The organism is Uliginosibacterium paludis, assembly GCF_039631355.1.
Taxonomy (GTDB): Bacteria; Pseudomonadota; Gammaproteobacteria; order Burkholderiales; family Rhodocyclaceae; genus Uliginosibacterium; species Uliginosibacterium paludis.
In genome coordinates this window covers 649,878-670,119 of the sequence record NZ_JBDIVF010000002.1, presented here as the reverse complement: position 1 = coordinate 670,119, position 20,242 = coordinate 649,878, and the positions used below count along the sequence as shown (strand labels likewise).

The window sequence follows — 20,242 nt, the reverse complement described above, 5'->3', positions numbered from 1 at the left end:
CACGATGATCGACCCGAACGAACTCAACCTGCTCCTCGCTGCGCGCCATCCCGATCCCTTCGCCGTGCTGGGCATGCACGAAGACGAGGATGGCCTGCTGTGCGTGCGTTGCCTGCTGCCGGGTGCGCAGTCGGTGGAACTCATCAATGCCGACAACCGCCGGCTGCGCGCACGCCTTCGTCCGCACGGCGACACCGGTTTCTTCGAAGCCCGGCTGAAGACCGGCGAGCGCTTCGCCTACCGCTTCAACGTGCTCTGGCAGGACGGCCAGCGCAGCATCCTGCACGACCCCTACCGCTTTCCGCCGGTGCTGGGCGAACTGGATGTCTGGCTGCTGGCAGAAGGCAGCCATCTGCGACCCTGGGAGCTGCTCGGCGCCCGGCCGCGCGAGATGGAAGGCGTGGCCGGCACCAGCTTCGCGCTGTGGGCGCCGAACGCCTCGCGCGTGTCGGTGGTGGGCGACTTCAATGCCTGGGATGGACGCCGCCACCCGATGCGGCGACGCCCGGAGTGCGGCGTGTGGGAAATCTTCCTGCCGGAAGTCTTCGCCGGTGCGCACTACAAGTTCGAACTCGTCGCGGCCGATGGCCGCCTGCTGCCGCTCAAGGCGGACCCTTACGCGCTGCGCGCCGAGCTGCGGCCGGCCACCGCCAGCATCACCGATGCCCTGCCCGCCGCGGTGCCACCGTCGGCGGATCGTGCCCGCGCCAACGCCCCCGATGCGCCGGTCAGCATCTACGAGGTGCATGCCGGCTCCTGGCAACGCAAGCACGAGGGCGCCGACTGGCTGGACTGGGACGAGCTCGCCGGGCGCCTCATTCCCTATGCCATCGACATGGGATTCACCCACCTCGAGCTGATGCCGGTCAGCGAACATCCCTTCGACGGCTCCTGGGGCTATCAGGCCACCGGCCTCTTCGCGCCGACCGCACGGCATGGCGAACCGGCCGCCTTCCGCCGCTTCGTGCAGCGCTGCCACGAGGCAGGGCTGGGCGTGCTGCTCGACTGGGTGCCGGCACATTTCCCCACCGATGACTTCGGCCTCGCGGAATTCGACGGCAGCAAACTCTACGAATACGCCGATCCGCGCGAAGGCTTCCATCAGGACTGGAACACGCTGATCTACAACTTCGGCCGCACCGAAGTGCGCAACTTCCTGGTCGGCAACGCGCTCTTCTGGCTGGAGCGCTACGGCGTGGACGGCCTGCGCGTCGATGCGGTGGCCTCGATGCTCTACCGCGACTACTCGCGCAACGAGGGTGAATGGGTGCCCAACCATTTCGGTGGTCGCGAGAACCTCGAAGCCATCGCCTTCCTCAAGCGCATGAACGAAGTGCTGGGCAGCGAGCGGCCGGAAGCGGTCACCGCGGCCGAAGAATCGACCAGCTATCCCGGGGTGTCACGCCCGACCTTTGCCGGCGGGCTGGGCTTCCACTACAAGTGGAACATGGGCTGGATGAACGACACGCTGCGCTACATGGCACGCGACCCGATCCACCGCAAGTATCACCACGGCGAACTCTCCTTCGGCCTGATGTACGCCTTCAGCGAGAACTTCGTGCTGCCGATCTCGCATGACGAAGTGGTGCACGGCAAGGGCTCGATGCTCGCCAAGATGCCCGGCGACCGCTGGCAGCAGTTCGCCAACCTGCGCGCCTACTACGGCTTCATGTGGGGGCATCCGGGCAAGAAGCTGCTCTTCATGGGCTGCGAGTTTGCCCAGAACGATGAATGGAAAGCCGATCACAGCCTTGACTGGCACCTGCTGGACTCGGACCCCGAAGCCGGCCTGCACGCCGGCGTGCAGCGCCTGGTGCGCGACCTCAACCATTTCTACCGCGGCTGCCCCGCGCTCTGGCAGCGCGACTTCACGCCCGAAGGCTTCGACTGGATCGAGCACAGCAACGGCGAGCACTCGATCCTCTCCTTCGTCCGCTACAGCGCCAACCGTGAAGCCCTGGTGGTGGTGATCTGCAACTTCACCCCCACGGTCCACGGCGATTATTTGATCGGCGTGCCGAGACCCGGCAGCTATGCCGAACGCATCAATACCGACTCCCTGCATTACGGCGGCAGCAATGTCGGCACACCCTGGAGCGTCGCCCGCAGCACGCCCCAGCCCTGGAACGGCATGCCCTGCTCGATCCGGATCAATGTTCCTCCTCTCGCCACGGTCATCCTCGAATGGCAAGCCTGAGCAATCCGCCCCTTCCCGGGCGCCCCCCCCGCCTGGCGCCCGGTCTGCCCTGGCCACTCGGCAGCCAGTGGGACGGTCAGGGCGTGAACTTCGCAGTCGCCTCCGAAAATGCCACGTGCATCTGGCTGTGCCTGTACTCCGCCGATGGCGGAACCGAGCTGGCCCGCGTCGAGCTGCCCGGCCAGACGCGCGACATCTTCCACGGCTATCTGCCCTATGCAACGCCGGGCCTGGTCTACGGCTTCCGTGCGGAGGGCCCCTGGGCTCCCGACGAAGGCCATTTCTTCAATCCGGACAAGCTGCTGCTCGACCCCTACGCCCGCGAGGTGGTTGGCGAGTTCGGCTGGCGCCCGGAAGACTTCGCCCATGTGCTCGATGAGCCGGCGGAACGCGACACCCGCGACAACGGAGCCGGCGCGCTCAAGGCCCGCGTGGTCGACGAGCAGGATTTCGACTGGGGCGACGATCATCCGCCGCGGATTCCCGCCGCCGACATGCTCATCTACGAGCTTCATGTAAAGGGTTTCTCGAAGCTCAATCCGGCGATCCCCGAGGCTCTGCGCGGCACCTATGCCGGGCTGGCGCACCCCGCCTCGATCGAGCATCTGCAGCGCCTGGGCATCACCAGCCTGAGCATCCTGCCGGTGCATCACCACATCGACGAGCAGCGCCTCATCGAGATGGGCCTGGTCAATTACTGGGCTTACAACACCCTGGCCTTCTTCGCGCCGGACCCGCGCTACGCGTCCGGCCATGAAGGCATGAGCCTGCGCGACGAGTTCCGCAACATGGTAGCCAGCCTCCATGCCGCCGGCATCGAAGTACTGCTCGACGTGGTCTACAACCACACCTGCGAGGGCGATGGAAACGGCCCCTGCATCAGCCTGCGCGGGCTGGACAACGCGAGCTACTACCGCATGGACCAGCAGTCGCCGCGCAACTTCATCAACGACACCGGCTGCGGCAACACGGTGAACATGAGTCACCCGAACACCCTGCGTCTGGTCATGGACAGCCTGCGCTACTGGGTCAGCGAGATGCATGTCGACGGCTTCCGCTTCGACCTCGCCCCCATCCTTGGCCGCTATGACGATGGCTTTGACCCGCAGCATGCCTTCTTCACCGCCGTTGCGCAGGATCCGGTGCTCAATCGCGTGAAGATGATTGCCGAACCCTGGGACATCGGCCCTGGCGGCTATCAGGTGGGCGGTTTTCCGCGCGGCTGGCGCGAATGGAACGACCGCTTCCGCGACGCCATGCGCAGCTTCTGGCTGCATGGCGGGCCCACCCGCGGCGAGTTCGCGATGCGGCTGTGCGGCTCCTCCGACATCTTCCAGGGCAGCGGCCGGCCGCCGGTCGCCTCGGTCAATTTCATCGTCGCCCATGACGGCTTCACGCTGCGCGATCTGGTGAGCTACAACGAGCGCCACAACGAGGCCAACGGCGAAGACAACCGCGACGGCCATGGCGACAATCACAGCCACAACTGTGGCGTCGAAGGCCCGAGCGCCGATCCGGTGGTGGCGGCACTGCGCAGCCGCCTGCAGCGCGCGCTGCTCGCCACGCTGCTACTGGCGCAAGGCACCCCGATGCTCGCTCAGGGCGATGAGCTCGGCCACAGCCAGCAGGGCAACAACAACGCCTACTGTCAGGACAATGACATCAGCTGGATCGACTGGGCGCAGGCCGACGAGGATCTGATCGAATTCACCGCCGGCGTGATCCGCCTGCGCCGCCAGGCCCTGCTTTTCGACAAGCACTGGTACAGCGGCGAAGCCGACCCGCACGGCCTGCACGATCTCTACTGGCTCAGGCCCGACGGCAAACCCATGCGCGGCGAAGACTGGGGGCGCGGCGGCAGTCTTGCCTGCCTCATCGGCCGCCCGGGCCGGGCCAGCGCGCCGCTGCTGCTGCTCGTGAATGCCGGCGCCGAGGCGCAGGACTTCATGCTGCCCGCCGGCGTCTGGGAAACCCAGCTCGACACCACCCATCCGCGCGGCGCCGGGCGCTGGCATGGTCAGGGCGAAGTGAACTACGAAGTGCCGGCGCACAGCCTGGTGCTGCTCTCTGCGGCCGGGGCGGGGATAAGGCTTTGATACCGGGTGCTGAGCGCTCTGGACAGGGTGCGGGGTGCGCGGAGCGCTACCTGCAAAACTTGCGACTTGGAACTTGATCCTGTGTGCTGCGGAGCGCCCGGGGACTTCAGGAGAACATCATGACTAGGCTTGCGACGCTTGCCCCGGCTGTACCACGAACAAGGACGCCGAACGCACTCGGCCGTCAGTCCTCCGCCCTCATCACGGTCTTCCAGCCATGAGACTCCCACGCGCCAGCGGCATCCTGCTGCATCCCACGTCCCTGCCCGGTCCGCATGGCTCGGGAGACCTCGGTCCGGCGGCATTCGCGTTCGTCGACTGGCTGGTCAAAGCCGGCCAATCACTGTGGCAGATCCTGCCGCTGGGGGGCATCGGGCCAGGCAACTCGCCCTACATGAGCAGCTCGGCCTTTGCCGGCAATGTGCTGCTGATCGACCTCGCCGAGCTCGCCGACCAGGGCTGGCTGGACACCGCCGAGCTCGTGCCCGCTACGCCGTTCGACACGCACGCGATCGACTTCGCCCGGGTCGTGCCCTGGCGCATGGAGCGCCTGCGCCGCGCGGCCGGTGCGTTCCGCGATGGCGCCACGGTGACGCAGCGCGAGGATTACGCGCGGTTCTGCGTGAGCCAGATCGGCTGGCTCGACGACTATGCATTGTTCATGAGTCTGGCCGATCATTTCGGCTGGCAGGACTGGGCCGACTGGCCGCCCACCCTGGCGCGCCGCGAAGCGGCCGGGCTGGCCACCGCGCGCGAGGTGCATGCCGAGGCGATCGCGTTCTGGAAGTTCTGCCAGTGGTGCTTTTTCCGCCAGTGGCATGCGCTCAGAACTTACGCCAACGCGGCCGGCATCCGGATCGTGGGCGACGCACCGATCTTCATCGCCTGCCAGAGTGCCGAAGTCTGGGCCCGGCCGGAGCTCTTCGAGCTCGACGAAAACGGCCGCCAGACCGTGGTGGCCGGCGTGCCGCCGGACGCGTTCTCCGAGACCGGCCAGCGCTGGGGCAATCCGCTCTATCGCTGGTCCGCCCACGCCGAAGAAGGCTACGCCTGGTGGATCGAGCGGGTGCGCGCCACCTTCGAGCTGGTCGACATCGTGCGCATCGACCACTTCCGCGGCTTTGCGGCACACTGGGAGATCCACGCCAGCGAAGAGACCGCGATCAATGGCCGCTGGGTGCCGGGGCCGGGAGCCGCGCTGTTCGAAGCCATCGCGGCGGCACTCGGTCCGCTCCGGATCATTGCGGAAGACCTCGGCGTAATCACGCCCGATGTGGAAGACCTGCGCCGCCAGTTCGACTTTCCCGGCATGCGCATCCTGCAGTTCGCCTTCGGCAGCGACAGCAGCAATGCCTATCTGCCGCACCGCCATGCGCGTGACAGCGTGATCTACACCGGCACGCACGACAACGACACCACGCCCGGCTGGTGGGCCTCGATCAGCGAGGCAGAACGCCAGCATGTACGCGACTACCTCGCCATCGACGGCCAGGACATCGGCTGGCAGATGATCCGTGCGGCCTGCGCCAGCGTGGCGGATCTGGCGATCCATCCGCTGCAGGACGTGATCGGGCTCGGCAGCGAAGCGCGCATGAACTTTCCCGGCAAGCCCTCCGGCTACTGGCAATGGCGTTTCGACTGGGCCCAGCTGCAGCCACGCCATCATGAGCTGCTGGCGAGTTTCTGCCGGCTCTACGGGCGCTGAAACCGTGGCCACCCGCACTGTGCCGCACCAACCGAACACCGCTCCACGCTGACCGCGCGGCGCCGCCGGAGGGTGTCCTTCGGCGTTTCTCTCCGGGCTGCAGTGCCGCTCGCTTGGATTCCTGCCCCTCCCGGCGCGGAGAGGCCGCGCCCCCTCTGGTCACGCGCTGGGCTATCCTGCGCGCTGGCGCCGCAGCCTGCGGCCCCTTACTGAAAGCTCAGGCATGCAGGAACAACCCGCCAACCCGCTTCACGGCCTCACCCTGGAGGCGATCCTGACCGATCTGGTCACCCACTTCGGCTGGGAGGAGCTCGGCCGGCGGATTCCGGTGCGCTGTTTCCTGTCCGACCCCAGCATCAAGTCGAGCCTCAAGTTCCTGCGCCGCACGCCCTGGGCCCGCGCCAAGGTCGAAGCGCTGTATCTCGACGCGCTCTGAGCGCCGCCGCCCCATGACTTCGGACGCCACCGCGCTTTTCAGCACGCCACGCCTTTTCGCCCGGCACTGCCTCGAGGCGGACCTGCCCGCGCTGCTCGCCGTCTATGGCGACGCGGCCGCCATGCAGGGCGTCGACGACGGCGAGCCGCTGAGCGAGGCCGACTGCGCCCGCTGGCTGCAGATCACGCTGGAGAACGCGCGTCGCCAGCGCAGCGGCATGCTGGCGCTGGTGTCGCGCCAGCATGGGGGCGTGCTCGGCTTCTGCGGGCTTCTTCAGCCCGAAGGCGAAACCGAGGTCGAGCTGAAGTTCGCGCTGCTGCGCAGCCACTGGGGGCAAGGCCTTGCCGGCGAAATGCTGCCGGCCCTGCTCGACTGGGGCTGGCACTGGCATGCCTTCGCCCGCGTGGTGGCGATCTGCGTGCCCGAAAACACCGCGGCCCGCCGCGTGCTGGAGCAGGCCGGCTTCCGCTACACCGAAATGCGCGCCGAAGACGACGGCCGCCTCATGGATATCCTGACCTGGCAAGCCAGACCGGGCAGCGCCGCGACGGCGTGACGGAATCCCCGCCACACGGGCTTGAGCCGGATTCCGACATGCCGGCACCATGGTTTATCGTTAGAATCCGTAAGGAATCGTTAAAAACAACAAACCTGCGCCGCGGACACCTGCCGGGTCCGGTGCCGCGCGGGCGTCGCCGGGCTTGGGGAATGACACAGGAAAAAACGCTCTACGACCTGCTCGAGGTCAGCACATCGGCTTCCACCGAAGCCATCACCGCCGCGTTCGAACGCCTGAAGGCGAACTATCTGGAGGGCACGCTGCGATCCGACCGGCTGGACCCCGATACGCACTTCAATCTGATCAAGGACGCCTTCCAGACGCTCTCCAACCCGGAGCTGCGTGCCCGTTACGACCGGCGCCTGAACCCGCCCGCCCTGCCGGCCTCTGCCGTGGTGATCCATGAATCGCACGCCGATTCGCCCCATACGCTGCGCTGGGCCGCGGCGGTGGTGGTGGCCTGTGTGCTGGGCGCCTGGCTCTACTTCAACCACAAGGCCGACGTGCAGCGCCAGCGCCTGGTCGCGGAAGCGATCCGGCTCGAAGAGCAGCGCCTCGCGCAGGAAGCCGAGGCCCGTGCCGCCGAAACGGAGCGCGACCTTGCCCGCCAGGCGCGCATGGAACAGCAGCAGGAAGAGGCCCGGCGCCGGATGGAGGCACAGCGTGTGGAGCAGGACATCCGCATCGCCCGCGCCCAGGCCGATCGCGCCTACAACCAGTCGGACTCGCAGCAGCGTTATGACCAGGCCCGCGCCGAGCGTGAAGCGCTCAATGCCCAGCGCCGCAGCCAGTACGAGGAAGAAAGCCGTCGCCGCCGCGAGGAATCCGAAGCCCGCTACCGCCTCGCCCGCGACGAAGCCACGCTGCGCCAGCTCGAGCGCGAGAATCATCGCGGCTCGGGCAGCATCGCACCGCGCTGATCGCCCGTCCCGCCGCAACCGGGCCGGCTCCGGACAGCCTGATCCGGCGTCGGCCGCCTCGGCTGAGCCGTCCCTGATTTCTCCGGGAGCGCTCACCTGAACGCCCGGCCCGGATCGAATGCGGCCTGCCCGAGCGCACCGCCCGAAGCGTCGGGCACCGGGCGCACGAGCGGAAGCAAGGGCAGCCGCGCGGCAAACCCCTCTTGCAATCAGGGTGGAACCGCCGGGATTCGCGTGCCAGCATGAATGAAGGCCGCGTCCGCCGCGGCCGTCTGCTGAGTGCGGACCGGCCGGCCTTGCCCGCCCTCCGCCTTCGACGCAAGGGGGCGCATGAAACGAACCGCCTTTTACAGCACGGCCCGCACCGCGGCAGCGCCCGCAGCCCTGCCCGCAGGTGCTGCGCCGGCTGCGGCCGGCCCGGCCCGCCGGATCCGCCCGGGCCGGCGGTGGCGACGCGTACTCCCCCTGCTGCTTCTGGTGCTCTCTGCCCTGGGCGGCGGCCTGCTCTCGCGCCAGTTCATGCCGCCTGCCGAGCGCCTGACCCAGGCCGACATCGACCGCGCGGTGCTGCGCAGCTTCGAAACGAAAACCCTGCCCTCGGCCACGGCGCGTGCCTATGCGCGGGTGAGCCCGTCGGTGGTGCGGGTCAGCGGCCGTGAACCCGCTGATACGGCCAGCGCAGCACAGCCGCGCGGCAAGGGCCGGCGCCAGGCCGACGCGGGCGAGCGTGAACGGACCGCCATCGGCAGCGGTGTGGTGATCACCGAGCAGGGCGCGATCCTGACCAGCCTGCATGTGGTGCTGGGCACGCGGGAGATCCGCGTCCGCTTCGCGGACGGCTCGGAGTCGGGTGCCGCCATCGCCAGCGTCGACCCCGCCAATGACCTCGCCGTGCTGCGCGCCGAGCGCGTGCCGGACGACCTCAGGCCGGCCACCCTGGTCTCCACCGCCGGCCTGCAGCCCGGCGACGAAGTGGCCGCAGTGGGCTTTCCCTTCGGCTTCGGGCCCTCAGTGTCGGCGGGCGTGGTGTCGGGTCTGGGCCGCGAGTTCCGCTCGCCCGAGGGCGACACCCTGCTCGGCGGCCTGATCCAGTTCGATGCCGCAGCGAACCCGGGCAACTCCGGCGGGCCGCTGGTGAACATGAAGGGCGAGGTCGTCGGCATCGTGGCAGCCCTGCTCAATCCGGTGCAACAGCGCTTCTTCGTCGGCCTGGGTTTTGCCGTACCGATCGAGAACGCAGCCGCCGGCGTCGGCCTGTCTCCGTTCTGACCCCTCCCACCGGCCCGAGGAATCCGCCATGAGCCCTGCGCCCGCCCGCCCCGCCGAAGTCGCCAGCCTGATGGAACGCATCCTGTACGAGGTGAAGAAGCTGATCGTGGGGCAGGATCAGTTCCTCGAGCGCGTGATGGTCGCCCTGCTCGCGCAGGGACATCTGCTGGTCGAAGGCGTGCCGGGCCTGGCCAAGACACTGACCGTGAAAACGCTTGCCACCGCGCTGGGCGGCGCCTGCAAGCGCATCCAGTTCACGCCCGACCTGGTGCCGGCAGACCTCGTCGGCAATCGCATCTACAACCCGAAGACGGGTGAATTCGCCACCACGCTCGGCCCGGTCTTCACCCATCTGCTGCTGGCCGACGAGATCAACCGCGCCCCGGCCAAGGTGCAGAGCGCGCTGCTCGAAGTGATGCAGGAGCGGCAGGTCACCCTCGCCGGCGAAACCCATCACCTGCCCGCCCCCTTTCTGGTGATGGCCACCCAGAACCCGATCGAGACCGAAGGCACCTATCCGCTGCCGGAGGCGCAGGTCGACCGCTTCATGATGAAGCTGCGGGTGGACTACCCCACGCCGGAGGAAGAGTTCGTGATCGTCCAGCGCGTCACCGGCGAGCCCCCGCAGATCACCGCGGTGGCCAGCATGGCGCAGCTCGCCGCGCTGCAGGAAGAATGCCGGCGCGGCTTTGTGGAGCCGGCGCTGATCCAGCATGCGGTGCGCCTGGTCTGCGCCACGCGCGAACCGGAACGCTACGGCGTCGCCGAGCTCGCACCGCTGCTCGCGTGCGGCGCCAGCCCGCGCGCCACGATTCACCTGGTCGAAGGCGCGCGGGCGCTGGCCTTCCTGCGCGGGCGGGACTACGCCCTGCCGACCGACCTGCTCGAGCTGGTGCCCGATGTGCTGCGCCACCGCCTCGTGCCCAGCTACCAGGCGCTGGCCGAAGGCATCACGACCGACGTGCTGATCTCGCGCCTGATGCAGCACATCCCGGCACCGCAGAAGAGCCTGGAGCCCGCCCATGTCGCCACTGCCTGAGGCCGAAGCGCTGCTGCTGCGCCTGGAGTGGACGGTGATCCGCCGCCTCGACGGCCTGCTGCACGGCGATTACCGCAGCCTCTTCCGTGGCCCCGGGCTGGACCTCGCCGACCTGCGCGAGTACCAGTCGCACGACGACGTGCGCCACATCGACTGGAACGTCACCGCGCGCCTGCAGACGCCGCATGTGCGGATCTACAACGAGGATCGCGACCTCACCGCCTGGTTCCTGCTCGACCTCTCCGCCTCGCTGGATTTCGGCATGCGGGTGCGCAAGCAGGTCATCTCGGCCGAATTCACCGGCGTGATCGCCCGGCTGCTCAGCCGCCACGGCAACCGGGTGGGCGCGCTGTGCTACGGCAGCCGGGTGGATACCGTGGTGCCGGCCCGCACGGGTCGGCGCCATGTGCTGCATCTGCTGCAGACGGTGCTGGCGCGGCCACGTGGCCCCACCGCGCCGACCGCGCTGGCCGGCCTGCTCGAACATGCCGCCGGCATTGCTGCCCGGCGCTCGCTGATCTTCGTGGTGTCGGATTTCATCAGCGCGCCGGGCTGGGAAACCGTGCTCGGCCGCCTCGCCCAGCATCACGAAGTCATCGCGGTGCGCCTCTCCGACCCGCTCGAACACGCGCTGCCCGAGCTGGGCATGCTGCTGCTCGAAGACGCCGAAAGCGGCGAGCAGCTCTTCGTCGACACGCATGACAAGGGCTTTCGCAAGCGCTTTGCGACCCTCGTCGAGCAGCGCGAAGCCGCCCTGCGCAGCGCCTTTGCCCGCGCCGGCGTCGACGCGCTGGAGCTCTCCACCGAAGGCGGGCTGATCGACGCCCTGCTGCGCTTTGCCGACCTGCGCCGGATGCGCCAGCCCGGCGCGCGCGGCATGCCGGCGCATCTGGCCGCGGCCCCGGCGCAGGGGAGACCGGCATGACCTTCCTGTGGCCGCACGCGCTGTGGGCGCTGCTGCTCGTGCCGGCCTTCGTTGCCGCCTATGTGCTGATCCTGCGCCGGCGCAAGCGCCACGCGCTGCGCTATGCCGGCCTGGAACTGGTGCGCGAGGCACTGGGCCGCGGCCATGCGCTGCGCCGCCACCTGCCGCCGCTGCTGATGCTAGTCGCGCTGGCGCTGATGCTGCTGGCCGCCTCCCGTCCGGTCATGACGCTGACATTGCCGGTGCAACAGCAGACGGTGATGCTCGCCATGGATGTGTCCGGCAGCATGCGCGCCACCGACGTCGAGCCCAGCCGCATCGAGGCCTCACAGGCGGCCGCGCGCAACTTCCTCAAGGCGCTGCCGCCCGCCACCCGGGCCGGCATCGTGTCCTTCGCGGGCACGGCCTCGGTGGTGCAGGCGCCCACCCACAACCGCGAAGACCTGCTCGCCGCCATCGACCGCTTCCAGCTCCAGCGCGGCACCGCGATCGGCAGCGGGCTGATCCTCTCGCTCGCCACCCTGCTGCCCGACAGCGGCATCGACCTCTCGCAACTGCTCTACAACCACGCCGACAATCTACCTGTCGGGCAGGACAAGGCCCGCGCGGAGTTCAAGCCGGTGCCGCCGGGCTCGAATGCCACGAACGCGATCATCCTGCTCACCGACGGCCAGCGCACCACCGGGCCGGATTCGCTCGAAGCCGCAAAGCTGGCGGCCGAGCGCGGCATCCGGGTCTATACCATCGGCATCGGCACGCGCGAGGGCGACACCATCGGCTTCGAGGGCTGGTCAATGCGGGTACAGCTCGATGAGGAGACCCTCAAGCGCATGGCAGAAATGACGCTGGGCGAATACTTCCATGCGGATTCCGCGCTGAACCTCGCCCGCGTCTATGAGTCGCTGAATTCCCGCATCGGCTTTGAAACGAAGCAGACCGAAGTCAGCGGCCTGATCGCGGCCCTGGCGGCGGCCCTGGTGACGCTGGCCAGCGCCCTCTCGCTGGCATGGCATGGCCGGCTGCCCTGAAACGGCAACCCCATACCGCAAAGGTATTCCCACTGACTTATTCTGAATTGGACGGTATGACCTCCTTGATCCACGCTTGTGTCATTCCTCAGCCGCGCCCCGGCGCCGGCGACGCAAAGGCTTTCACTACAAGGAGACATGCAATGTCCGGTTCATTCAGTGCCGATCTTTCCGGCAAGGTTGCCGTGGTTACCGGCGGTGGCGGTGTGCTGTGTGCAGGCATGGCGCGCACCCTGGCCGCCAGCGGCGCCCGCGTCGCCATCATCGATCTGCGTCAGGAAGCGGCCGAAGCGGTTGCCGCCGAGCTGCGCGCGGCCGGCCATGAGGCCATCGGCCTGGCCGCCAACGTGCTCGAACGCGAGTCGCTCGAAGCGGCCGCGGCCGTGGTGCTCGAAAAGCTCGGCCCCTGCGACCTGCTGATCAACGGCGCCGGCGGCAATCACCCGAAGGGTACGACCAGCGCCGAAACCTTCTCGCCGGAAGACCTCGAGAATCCCGATCCCGCCAAGGTGAATTTCTTCACCCTGGCCCCCGAAGGCATGCGCTTCGTGTTCGATCTGAACTTCCTCGGCACCCTGCTGCCCAGCCAGGTCTTCGCGCTGCAGATGGTGGGCCGCGAAGGCTGCTCCATCCTCAACATTTCCTCGATGAACGCCTTCCGGCCGCTCACCAAGATCCCCGCCTACAGCGCTGCCAAGGCCGCCGTGAGCAACTTCACCCAGTGGCTCGCGGTGCATCTGGCACCTGCCGGCATCCGCGTGAATGCGATCGCGCCCGGATTCTTCGTCACCAACCAGAACCAGGCGCTGCTGTTTTCCCCCGATGGCCAGCCCACCGCCCGCGCTGGCAAGATCCTCGCCAACACGCCGATGAAGCGTTTCGGTGAAGCGAAGGAGCTTGACGGTACACTGCTCTGGCTCGCGTCCGGCGCGGCATCCGGCTTCGTCAATGGCGTGGTCGTGCCCGTCGATGGCGGTTTCTCTGCCTATTCCGGCGTCTGAGAACGGGAGGCCCGCCATGATGCAGATCTGGATCGTCTGGAGTCACCAGCCCCTGGCCTGTTTCTCCTCCGAAGAACGTGCCCGGCAATACATCGCCAGCCAGCCCCATTCCGGGCAATGGCATTGCGTTGCCACCGAACTGAATCCCGAATCCGCCGGCGTCGCGCTGCCCGCACCCGCGCCGGCCCGTCGCAGCGCCCGCCCGGTGCTGCGCCTGAACCACTGAAACAAGAAGGAGACTCCCCATGAAAATGTCATTCCGCTGGTATGGTGACTCGGACCCCGTCACCCTCGAATACATCCGCCAGATCCCCGGCATGCACGGCATCGTGTCCGCCGTGTATGACGTGCCGGTCGGCGAAGTCTGGCCGGTCGAAAACATCCGCGCCCTCAAGGCCAAAATCGAAGCCCACGGCCTCGCCTTCGACGTGATCGAATCGGTGCCGGTGCATGAAGACATCAAGCTCGGCAAGCCGACCCGCGACCGCCTGATCGCCAACTACCAGCAGAGCATCCGCAACCTCGCCGAATGCGGTCTGAAAGTGATCTGCTACAACTTCATGCCGGTCTTCGACTGGACCCGCACCACGCTCGCCAAGAAGCTCGAAGACGGCTCCACCACGCTCGCCTTCAGCACCGCCGAGGCCGAAGCCATCGACGTATCCAAGGGCATCTCGCTGCCCGGCTGGGATTCGAGCTACAAGCCCGAGGAACTCAAGGCCCTGCTCGACGAATACTCGCGCATCGACGAAGAGAAGCTCTGGTCGCACCTCACCTACTTCCTCCAGGCCATCATCCCGGTCGCCGAGGAAGCCGGCATCAAGATGGCGATCCACCCGGACGATCCTCCCCGCCCCATCTTCGGCCTGCCGCGCATCGTGAAGAACCGCGACGACCTCGCCCGCATCGTAAAGATCGTCGACACCCCCGCCAACGGCCTCACCCTCTGCTCCGGCTCGCTCGGCGCCGGCCCGGAGAACAACGTGGAAGCCCTGGTGCGCGAGTTCGGCGGCATGGGCCGCATCCACTTCGCCCACCTGCGCAACGTGAAGGTCAATGCGGCCGGCGACTTCGAGGAAACCGCGCACCGCTCGGACTGCGGCTCGCTCGACATGGCCGCCATCGTCAAGGCCTACCACGACACCGGCTTCCAGGGCTATGTGCGCCCCGACCACGGCCGCATGATCTGGGGCGAAACCGGCAAGCCCGGCTACGGCCTCTACGACCGTGCCCTCGGCGCCGTGTATCTGAACGGCCTCTGGGAAGCCGTCGACAAGTTCGGCGCGGCACGCTGAGCTGGGTGCTGGGTGCTGGGTGCTGGGTGCGCAGGATGACGTTCTTGTGCCCGACACGTAGGGCGCCCTGAGCGAAGCGAAGCGCGCCGTAGCAGCTGAGTGAAGCGCGCCGCAGAAGCCCTGAACAAGCCTGAGCTCGCTGCACCAGCCAAAGCCCGCCGTCTGACGGGCATGCGCGACGGAAACAGGGCCCGGCTCCCGGGCCCCGGCTCCCCGGGTGACACCGCATCACCCCGCAGCGCTGCCCGCACAAAGCCATCAAGAGAAAGCTGCCCTCCCCCGAGCCCGGCCTGTGAAAACAGCCCGGGCTTTTTCCATCCGGCCGCCTGACTTCACCCACCCCCAGATCATTCATCCGTCATGAATGGCCAGTAGGGCGCCCTGAGCGAAGCGAAGCGCGCCGTAGAAGCCCTGAGCGAAGCGCGCCGAAGCACCACGGAGCGAAGCACGCCGTAGTAGCCCTGAGCAACGCCCGCCGAAGCGCCCGAGCGCGATGCTGCTGCGGCGCGCTTCGCGTTGCTCAGAGCGCCCTACGGCAAACGTCAATTCGCGCACCTGTGGCAGCATGCTCGTCTGACATGCCGTCCGACAGGAGCAAGCGATGAAGCACGAAGCCTTTCCCGCCGAAGGCGGATGCGACTGCGGAGCAATCCGCTACCGGCTGGCCAGCGCCCCCCTCATCGTGCATGCCTGTCATTGCCGCTGGTGCCAGCGGGAATCCGGCAGTGCCTTCGCGCTCAACGCCATGATCGAGGCCGACCGCGTCACGCTGCTGCGCGGCACTCCCGAACTGATCGACCTGCCCACCGCCAGCGGTGCCGGCCAGCGCGTGGCCCGCTGCCCGCACTGCCGCCTCGCCCTCTGGAGCCACTATGCCGGAGCTGGTCCGCTGGTGAGCTTCGTGCGCGTCGGCACGCTGGACGAGCCTGACATCGCGCCGCCCGACATCCACATCTTCACCTCGACGAAGCAGCCCTGGCTGCCGCTGCCGGCGGATGTGCGCGCCGTGCCTGAGTACTACGACATGGCGCAGGAATGGCCCGCCGAAAGTCTTGCGCGGCGCGAAGCCCTGAAACCTGCGCTCGCCCTCTGGCGCGCGAGCCGCGTCTGGCCCACCCTGCCTGACAGAGCCCCGCGCCGCAGCGTGCGTCTGCGCGAGCTGGCAGGCGACTATGGTATCGCCCGCTTGGACCCCGGCGCGGCCGTACCGGACTGGGCAGGCGGTGCGGGCTTCCTCTCGGTCAGCCGCAGTGCAGACGAACTCTCCATCACCTGCCGCCAGGAACACATCCCGTCGTCATGCACGGCTTCACGCGACTGGGCCTGCCTCCAGCTCGTCGGCCCCTTCGCCTTCGACGAAACCGGCATCGTGCTCGCCGTCATCGAACCACTCTCCCGCGCCGCCATCGGCATCTTCATCGTCTCCACCTACGACGGCGACCACCTCCTGCTCCCGCGCTCCGAGCTCGCCCGCGCGCGCGCCCTCCTGCGACAGGCGGGACATGTTTTCGTTGAGGACTGAGGACAGCATTCAGTCTGGCTCGCCCGAAGCAGGCACCCTGGCGCGATTCGCTTTGCTCATGGCGCCCTACGTGGACCGGCCAGACAAGAAATTGCCCCGCGCGCCCTCATCTCCAGGATGTGCGTGCGACTTCACGGGATGGCTCAAAGCGGCCTCCGAAAGCCGGGCCGGCCACGTCTGGCGTAGGGCGCCATGAGCGCAGCGAATCGCGCCGCATGCGTCCCTCATCCCACGCAGCACGCACCGGCTTCGGATGAACCACACGCCGCCAGCCCGGTGCGCGCCGCAGTTGAGAATGGCCGGGCTTTTTCTGCCCACGCGCCATGGCGCCGTCCGCTCCGTATCGCTCACCCATCAAGGCGCCGTTCCGGCACCCTGGCGCGATTCGCTTTGCTCATGGCGCCCTACGTGGACCCGCCAGACAAGAAATTGCCCCGGACGCTCTGCGCGCCCTCATCTCCAGGAGGTGTGTCCGACTTCACGGGATGGCTCGAAGCGGCTTCCGAAAGCCGGGCCGGCCACGTCTGGCGTTGGGCGCCATGAGCGCAGCGAATCGCGCTGCATGCATCCCTCATCCCACGCAGCGCGCACCGGCTTCAGATGAACCACACGCCGCCAGCCCGTTGCGCGCCGCAGTTGAGAATGGCCGGGCTTTTTCTGGCCACGCGCCATGGCATCGTCCGCTCCGCATCGCTCACCCATCAAGGCGCCGTTCCGGCACCCTGGCGCGATTCGCTTTGCTCATGGCGCCCTACGCAGGCCGGCCAGACAAGAAATTGCCCCGGACGCCCTGCGCGCCCTCATCTCCAGGATGTGCGTGCGACTTCACGGGATGGCTCAAAGCGGCCTCCGAAAGCCGGGCCGGCCACGTCTGGCGTAGGGCGCCATGAGCGCAGCGAATCGCGCCGCATGCGTCCCTCATCCCACGCAGCGCGCACCGGCTTCAGATGGACCACACGCCGCCAGCCCGGTGCGCGCCGCAGTTGAAAATGGCCGGGCTTTTTCTGCCCACGCGCCGTGGCGCCGTCCGCTCCGCATCGCTCACCCATCAAGGCGCCGTTCCGGCACCCTGGCGCGATTCGCTTTGCTCATGGCGCCCTACGCAGGCCGGCCAGACAAGAAATTGCCCCGGACGCCCTGCGCGCCCTCATCTCCAGGATGTGCGTGCGACTTCACGGGATGGCTCAAAGCGGCCTCCGAAAGCCGGGCCGGCCACGTCTGGCGTAGGGCGCCATGAGCGCAGCGAATCGCGCCGCATGCGTCCCTCATCCCACGCAGCACGCACCGGCTTCGGATGAACCACACGCCGCCAGCCCGGTGCGCGCCGCAGTTGAGAATGGCCGGGCTTTTTCTGCCCACGCGCCATGGCGCCGTCCGCTCCGTATCGCTCACCCATCAAGGCGCCGTTCCGGCACCCTGGCGCGATTCGCTTTGCTCATGGCGCCCTGCTGACCTGACCCAGCGCCGAAGGCGTGAGCACCACCTTGCGGCAGTCTTCGAGCTTCTCGGCGAAGAGGCGGTAGCCTTCGGCCGCCTGATCCAGCGGCAGATGGTGCGAGATGATGACTTCCGGATTCAGCCGGCCTTCGAGGATGTGCTCCAGCAGCACCGGCATGTGATGCTGGGTATGGGTCTGGCCCATGCGGAAGCTCAGGCCTTTCTCGAAGGCGTCGCCAAAGAGGAAGCCGTGTATGAATCCGGCATACACGCCGGGCACGCTCACGATGCCGCCGCGCCGGGTCGCGGCGATGGCCTGGCGCAGGCACTTGCCGCTGGAGCCTTCGAGCTTGAGGTCGGTCAGCACGGTTTCGAGCGCGCTGCCCTTGGCCTCGAAGCCCACCGCATCGATGGCGCAGTCGACCCCACGGAACCCGGTGAGCTCGATGATGCGTTCGGCCGGGTCTTCGATGTCGTCGAAATTGATCGGCACGACGCCATAGGTGGCTTCCGCAAAAGCGAGCCGGTAGGCGTGGTGGTCGATCATGAAGATCTGCTCCGCGCCGAGCAGTCGCGCGCTCGCCGCTGCCATCAGGCCCACCGGGCCCGCGCCGAAGATCGCCACCGATGAGCCGGGGCCCACGTTTCCGTTCAGCGCGGCCTGATAGCCGGTGGGGAGGATGTCGGAGAGGAAGAGCACCCTGTCGTCCGCCACGCCGGGAGGCAGCTTCAGCGGGCCGACATTGGCCTTTGGCACACGCACGTATTCGGCCTGGCCGCCGGCGTAACCGCCATAGAGATGGGTGTAGCCAAACATGCCGGCGCCGGAGCGGGCGGTCTTCTTGTTCATGATCGCGCCGCGTGCCGGGTTGGTGGTTTCGCAGGCGGAATAGAGTGCGCGCTCGCAGAAGAAGCAATGGCCGCAGGAGATCGTGAAGGGCACCACCACCCGGTCGCCGGGGGCGAGGCGCGTCACGTCGCGGCCCACTTCCTCGACGACGCCCATGAACTCGTGGCCGAGGATGTCGCCATCCTTGAGACCGGGCACCTTGCCCCGGTAGAGGTGCAGATCGGAGCCGCAGATCGCGGTGGCGGTCACCCGCAGCAGGATGTCATCCGGCTCATGCAGACGCGGGTCGGGTACGTTTTCCACGCGAACGTCGCGTACGCCGTGATAGGTCAGTGCTTTCATGATGGGCTCCGATGCGTGGCGCTGCCGAGGCACGGCGGCGGTGCAACCCATTCTCGGCAGCGCGTCACCGGCACGGAATCGGCCGCGGCCGCTGATCGGCGTCAGTGATTTCTCACGCACTCACACCAAAGCCCGGCCTGCACCAGGGCCGGGCTTGATCTCGACAGCAGGAAGGTCAGTCCGCCTCCTCAGCCACAGGCGCTGCCAGCGCCGGGGCGAGCAAAGCATTCCAGTCCACCTTGCGGGTGCCCACCATCACGCAGGCCAGCAGCGCGAAGAGCAGCAGGCTGCCCATCAGGAGCGCGTTCTGCTCCGACAGCAGGATCATGTAAAGCGCGCCGTAAAGCGCGCCCAGCCCCAGCGTGAAGCCGCTCGCCAGCCACAGGCTGCGCAGAAGATGCGCGCTGTAGAAACCGATCAGCAGCACGCAGGCGCTCGCCGCCGAAAGATAGGCCAGCCCGAAGCCCAGGCGCTCGGAGAGCGAGAGCAGCATCAGGAAGAAGATCAGCAGCGCGGCCGCAATCAGCAGGTAGTTCATCGGATGCAGACTCAGGCGGCGCAGCAGTTCGAAGAGCAGGAAGGCGCCCAGGGTGATCGCGATGAAGAGCTCGGCATACTTGCTGGCGCGGTCGGACATCGAATAGACATCCACCGGATCGATCATGCTCACCACCAGCGTATCCACCGGCCGCGCCGCCCCCTCCGGCCCCATCGGCCAGCTCTGGCGGGCATTCGAGGCCAGTGCGCTGACATGCCATTGTGCTTCGAAGCCCTTTGCCGTCACCGTACGCGTCTCCGGCAGGAAGCGCCCGCCGAAGGACGGATGCGGCCAGCGTGAGTTGAGGCTCGCGCTCGTGTCCCGCGCCAGTGGCACCATGCTGAATGAATCCGTGCCGGCCAGATCCAGCGCCAGGTCGAAGGTCAGCAGCTTGCCGGCCAGCGTTGCCGCCTCCGGCAGTTGCGCGCGCGCACCACTGCCAGCCCGCTCCATGCCGGTACCGGGCTCCAGCGCCAGCGGCCGGCCATCCACCTTCAGTTCCAGCTTGCGCAGGCCGCGCGGATCGGTCACCGAAAGCAGCAGCTCGGCGGAATCGATCACCACGCTCGAATCCGGCTCCTGCCGTGAAAGCCCGGCGAGTGCCGGCATCTTCAGCGTACCGGCCAGCTTCCCGCTCAGCACATAGGCATTGATGTGAAAGATGCCGCGCTGGCGTGGCTCGCTGATCAGGTTCCCACTCAGCTGCACCGTTTCCGGCAGGACCAGCAACTCATGTCGCGCGCTGCAGGCCTCCTGTCTCAACACCCGCCCGTCCTTGTCCGTCACCGGACGTTGCCAGTGCTCGGTGTAGCTCACGCGAAGCAAGGGGCCGGCCAGCGTCTGCCGCTCCGCCAGCCCCTCGCTGATCGACTGCCGCGCCACCTCGCGGTTCATGATCCGGTCCGCCACCACCCCACGCACCATCGTCCCCGCCACAAACAGCAAGACCGCCAGCACACTGATCATCAGCATCTTGAAAAAGAAACTGCGCATGAAGAACTCCCTCCAGGTTGAATACCCGGACAGCATGCGCGCTCACTTTGAGGCGGGAATGAGGGCTGTGTGAAGCGAGGGTGAAGTGGG

At 67.7% G+C, this 20,242-nt stretch carries 16 protein-coding genes; 14 read left to right on the top strand and 2 right to left on the bottom strand.

What is annotated here, in order from left to right; all coding sequences use genetic code 11:
* Positions 1–4: 4 nt before the first annotated feature.
* From glgB to ABDB87_RS08125, 14 genes are all read left to right on the top strand, one after another.
* Positions 5–2,197 (top strand): 1,4-alpha-glucan branching protein GlgB, encoded by a 2,193-nt coding sequence (gene glgB / locus ABDB87_RS08190; protein WP_345925814.1) that lies wholly within the window; start codon positions 5–7, stop codon positions 2,195–2,197.
* Positions 2,185–4,293 carry a glycogen debranching protein GlgX gene (gene glgX / locus ABDB87_RS08185; protein WP_345925813.1) on the top strand — a complete coding sequence of 703 codons (2,109 nt, stop codon included), beginning with the start codon at positions 2,185–2,187 and terminating at the stop codon, positions 4,291–4,293. Before glgB ends, glgX begins: the two co-directional genes overlap by 13 nt.
* 217 nt (positions 4,294–4,510) lie before the next feature.
* Positions 4,511–5,998 (top strand): 4-alpha-glucanotransferase, encoded by a 1,488-nt coding sequence (malQ, locus tag ABDB87_RS08180; RefSeq protein ID WP_345925812.1) that lies wholly within the window; start codon positions 4,511–4,513, stop codon positions 5,996–5,998.
* A gap of 223 nt (positions 5,999–6,221) precedes the next feature.
* A complete protein-coding gene (locus ABDB87_RS08175) occupies positions 6,222–6,434 on the top strand; it encodes a VF530 family protein (protein WP_345925811.1) in 213 nt (70 codons plus the stop codon).
* 13 nt (positions 6,435–6,447) lie between these two features.
* Positions 6,448–6,990, top strand: coding sequence for a GNAT family N-acetyltransferase (locus tag ABDB87_RS08170; protein ID WP_345925809.1), 543 nt, complete (start codon positions 6,448–6,450; stop codon positions 6,988–6,990).
* 152 nt (positions 6,991–7,142) lie between these two features.
* Positions 7,143–7,913 (top strand): DnaJ domain-containing protein, encoded by a 771-nt coding sequence (locus ABDB87_RS08165; protein WP_345925807.1) that lies wholly within the window; start codon positions 7,143–7,145, stop codon positions 7,911–7,913.
* 330 nt (positions 7,914–8,243) lie between these two features.
* Positions 8,244–9,182 (top strand): S1C family serine protease, encoded by a 939-nt coding sequence (locus ABDB87_RS08160; protein WP_345925806.1) that lies wholly within the window; start codon positions 8,244–8,246, stop codon positions 9,180–9,182.
* A 28-nt stretch (positions 9,183–9,210) separates the two neighbouring features.
* Positions 9,211–10,221 (top strand): AAA family ATPase, encoded by a 1,011-nt coding sequence (locus ABDB87_RS08155; RefSeq protein ID WP_345925804.1) that lies wholly within the window; start codon positions 9,211–9,213, stop codon positions 10,219–10,221.
* Positions 10,205–11,146, top strand: a complete 942-nt coding sequence (locus ABDB87_RS08150) for a DUF58 domain-containing protein (RefSeq protein ID WP_345925802.1) — start codon at positions 10,205–10,207, stop codon at positions 11,144–11,146. Before ABDB87_RS08155 ends, ABDB87_RS08150 begins: the two co-directional genes overlap by 17 nt.
* Positions 11,143–12,174 carry a VWA domain-containing protein gene (locus tag ABDB87_RS08145; RefSeq protein WP_345925800.1) on the top strand — a complete coding sequence of 344 codons (1,032 nt, stop codon included), beginning with the start codon at positions 11,143–11,145 and terminating at the stop codon, positions 12,172–12,174. Before ABDB87_RS08150 ends, ABDB87_RS08145 begins: the two co-directional genes overlap by 4 nt.
* Positions 12,175–12,317: 143 nt before the next feature.
* Entirely contained in the window at positions 12,318–13,175 is an 858-nt protein-coding gene (locus ABDB87_RS08140; protein WP_345925798.1) for an SDR family oxidoreductase, read from the top strand.
* Between the two features lie 16 nt (positions 13,176–13,191).
* Positions 13,192–13,401, top strand: a complete 210-nt coding sequence (locus ABDB87_RS08135; protein WP_345925796.1) for a hypothetical protein — start codon at positions 13,192–13,194, stop codon at positions 13,399–13,401.
* 19 nt (positions 13,402–13,420) lie between these two features.
* On the top strand, positions 13,421–14,470 hold the full coding sequence (uxuA, locus tag ABDB87_RS08130) for a mannonate dehydratase (protein WP_345925794.1): 1,050 nt from the start codon (positions 13,421–13,423) through the stop codon (positions 14,468–14,470).
* Between the two features lie 601 nt (positions 14,471–15,071).
* Entirely contained in the window at positions 15,072–15,992 is a 921-nt protein-coding gene (locus ABDB87_RS08125; RefSeq protein ID WP_345925791.1) for a GFA family protein, read from the top strand.
* Positions 15,993–17,427: 1,435 nt separating this feature from the next.
* On the opposite strand, the gene ABDB87_RS08120 is transcribed toward ABDB87_RS08125, so the two are convergent.
* Both ABDB87_RS08120 and creD read right to left on the bottom strand, forming a co-directional pair.
* Positions 17,428–18,621 carry a zinc-dependent alcohol dehydrogenase gene (locus ABDB87_RS08120; protein ID WP_345925790.1) on the bottom strand — a complete coding sequence of 398 codons (1,194 nt, stop codon included), beginning with the start codon at positions 18,619–18,621 and terminating at the stop codon, positions 17,428–17,430.
* Positions 18,622–18,796: 175 nt separating this feature from the next.
* A complete protein-coding gene (gene creD / locus ABDB87_RS08115) occupies positions 18,797–20,152 on the bottom strand; it encodes a cell envelope integrity protein CreD (RefSeq protein WP_345925788.1) in 1,356 nt (451 codons plus the stop codon).
* Positions 20,153–20,242 lie beyond the last annotated feature (90 nt).

Bases quoted from the DNA above. Each gene is read 5' to 3' on its own strand.
- uxuA (WP_345925794.1), top strand. From the start codon at position 13,421: ATGAAAATGTCATTCCGCTGGTATGGTGACTCGGACCCCGTCACCCTC.
- ABDB87_RS08165 (WP_345925807.1), top strand. From the start codon at position 7,143: ATGACACAGGAAAAAACGCTCTACGACCTGCTCGAGGTCAGCACATCG.
- ABDB87_RS08125 (WP_345925791.1), top strand. From the start codon at position 15,072: ATGAAGCACGAAGCCTTTCCCGCCGAAGGCGGATGCGACTGCGGAGCA.
- glgB (WP_345925814.1), top strand. From the start codon at position 5: ATGATCGACCCGAACGAACTCAACCTGCTCCTCGCTGCGCGCCATCCC.
- ABDB87_RS08175 (WP_345925811.1), top strand. From the start codon at position 6,222: ATGCAGGAACAACCCGCCAACCCGCTTCACGGCCTCACCCTGGAGGCG.
- ABDB87_RS08120 (WP_345925790.1), bottom strand. From the start codon at position 18,621: ATGAAAGCACTGACCTATCACGGCGTACGCGACGTTCGCGTGGAAAAC.
- ABDB87_RS08135 (WP_345925796.1), top strand. From the start codon at position 13,192: ATGATGCAGATCTGGATCGTCTGGAGTCACCAGCCCCTGGCCTGTTTC.
- creD (WP_345925788.1), bottom strand. From the start codon at position 20,152: ATGCGCAGTTTCTTTTTCAAGATGCTGATGATCAGTGTGCTGGCGGTC.
- ABDB87_RS08145 (WP_345925800.1), top strand. From the start codon at position 11,143: ATGACCTTCCTGTGGCCGCACGCGCTGTGGGCGCTGCTGCTCGTGCCG.
- malQ (WP_345925812.1), top strand. From the start codon at position 4,511: ATGAGACTCCCACGCGCCAGCGGCATCCTGCTGCATCCCACGTCCCTG.
- ABDB87_RS08160 (WP_345925806.1), top strand. From the start codon at position 8,244: ATGAAACGAACCGCCTTTTACAGCACGGCCCGCACCGCGGCAGCGCCC.
- glgX (WP_345925813.1), top strand. From the start codon at position 2,185: ATGGCAAGCCTGAGCAATCCGCCCCTTCCCGGGCGCCCCCCCCGCCTG.
- ABDB87_RS08150 (WP_345925802.1), top strand. From the start codon at position 10,205: ATGTCGCCACTGCCTGAGGCCGAAGCGCTGCTGCTGCGCCTGGAGTGG.
- ABDB87_RS08155 (WP_345925804.1), top strand. From the start codon at position 9,211: ATGAGCCCTGCGCCCGCCCGCCCCGCCGAAGTCGCCAGCCTGATGGAA.
- ABDB87_RS08170 (WP_345925809.1), top strand. From the start codon at position 6,448: ATGACTTCGGACGCCACCGCGCTTTTCAGCACGCCACGCCTTTTCGCC.
- ABDB87_RS08140 (WP_345925798.1), top strand. From the start codon at position 12,318: ATGTCCGGTTCATTCAGTGCCGATCTTTCCGGCAAGGTTGCCGTGGTT.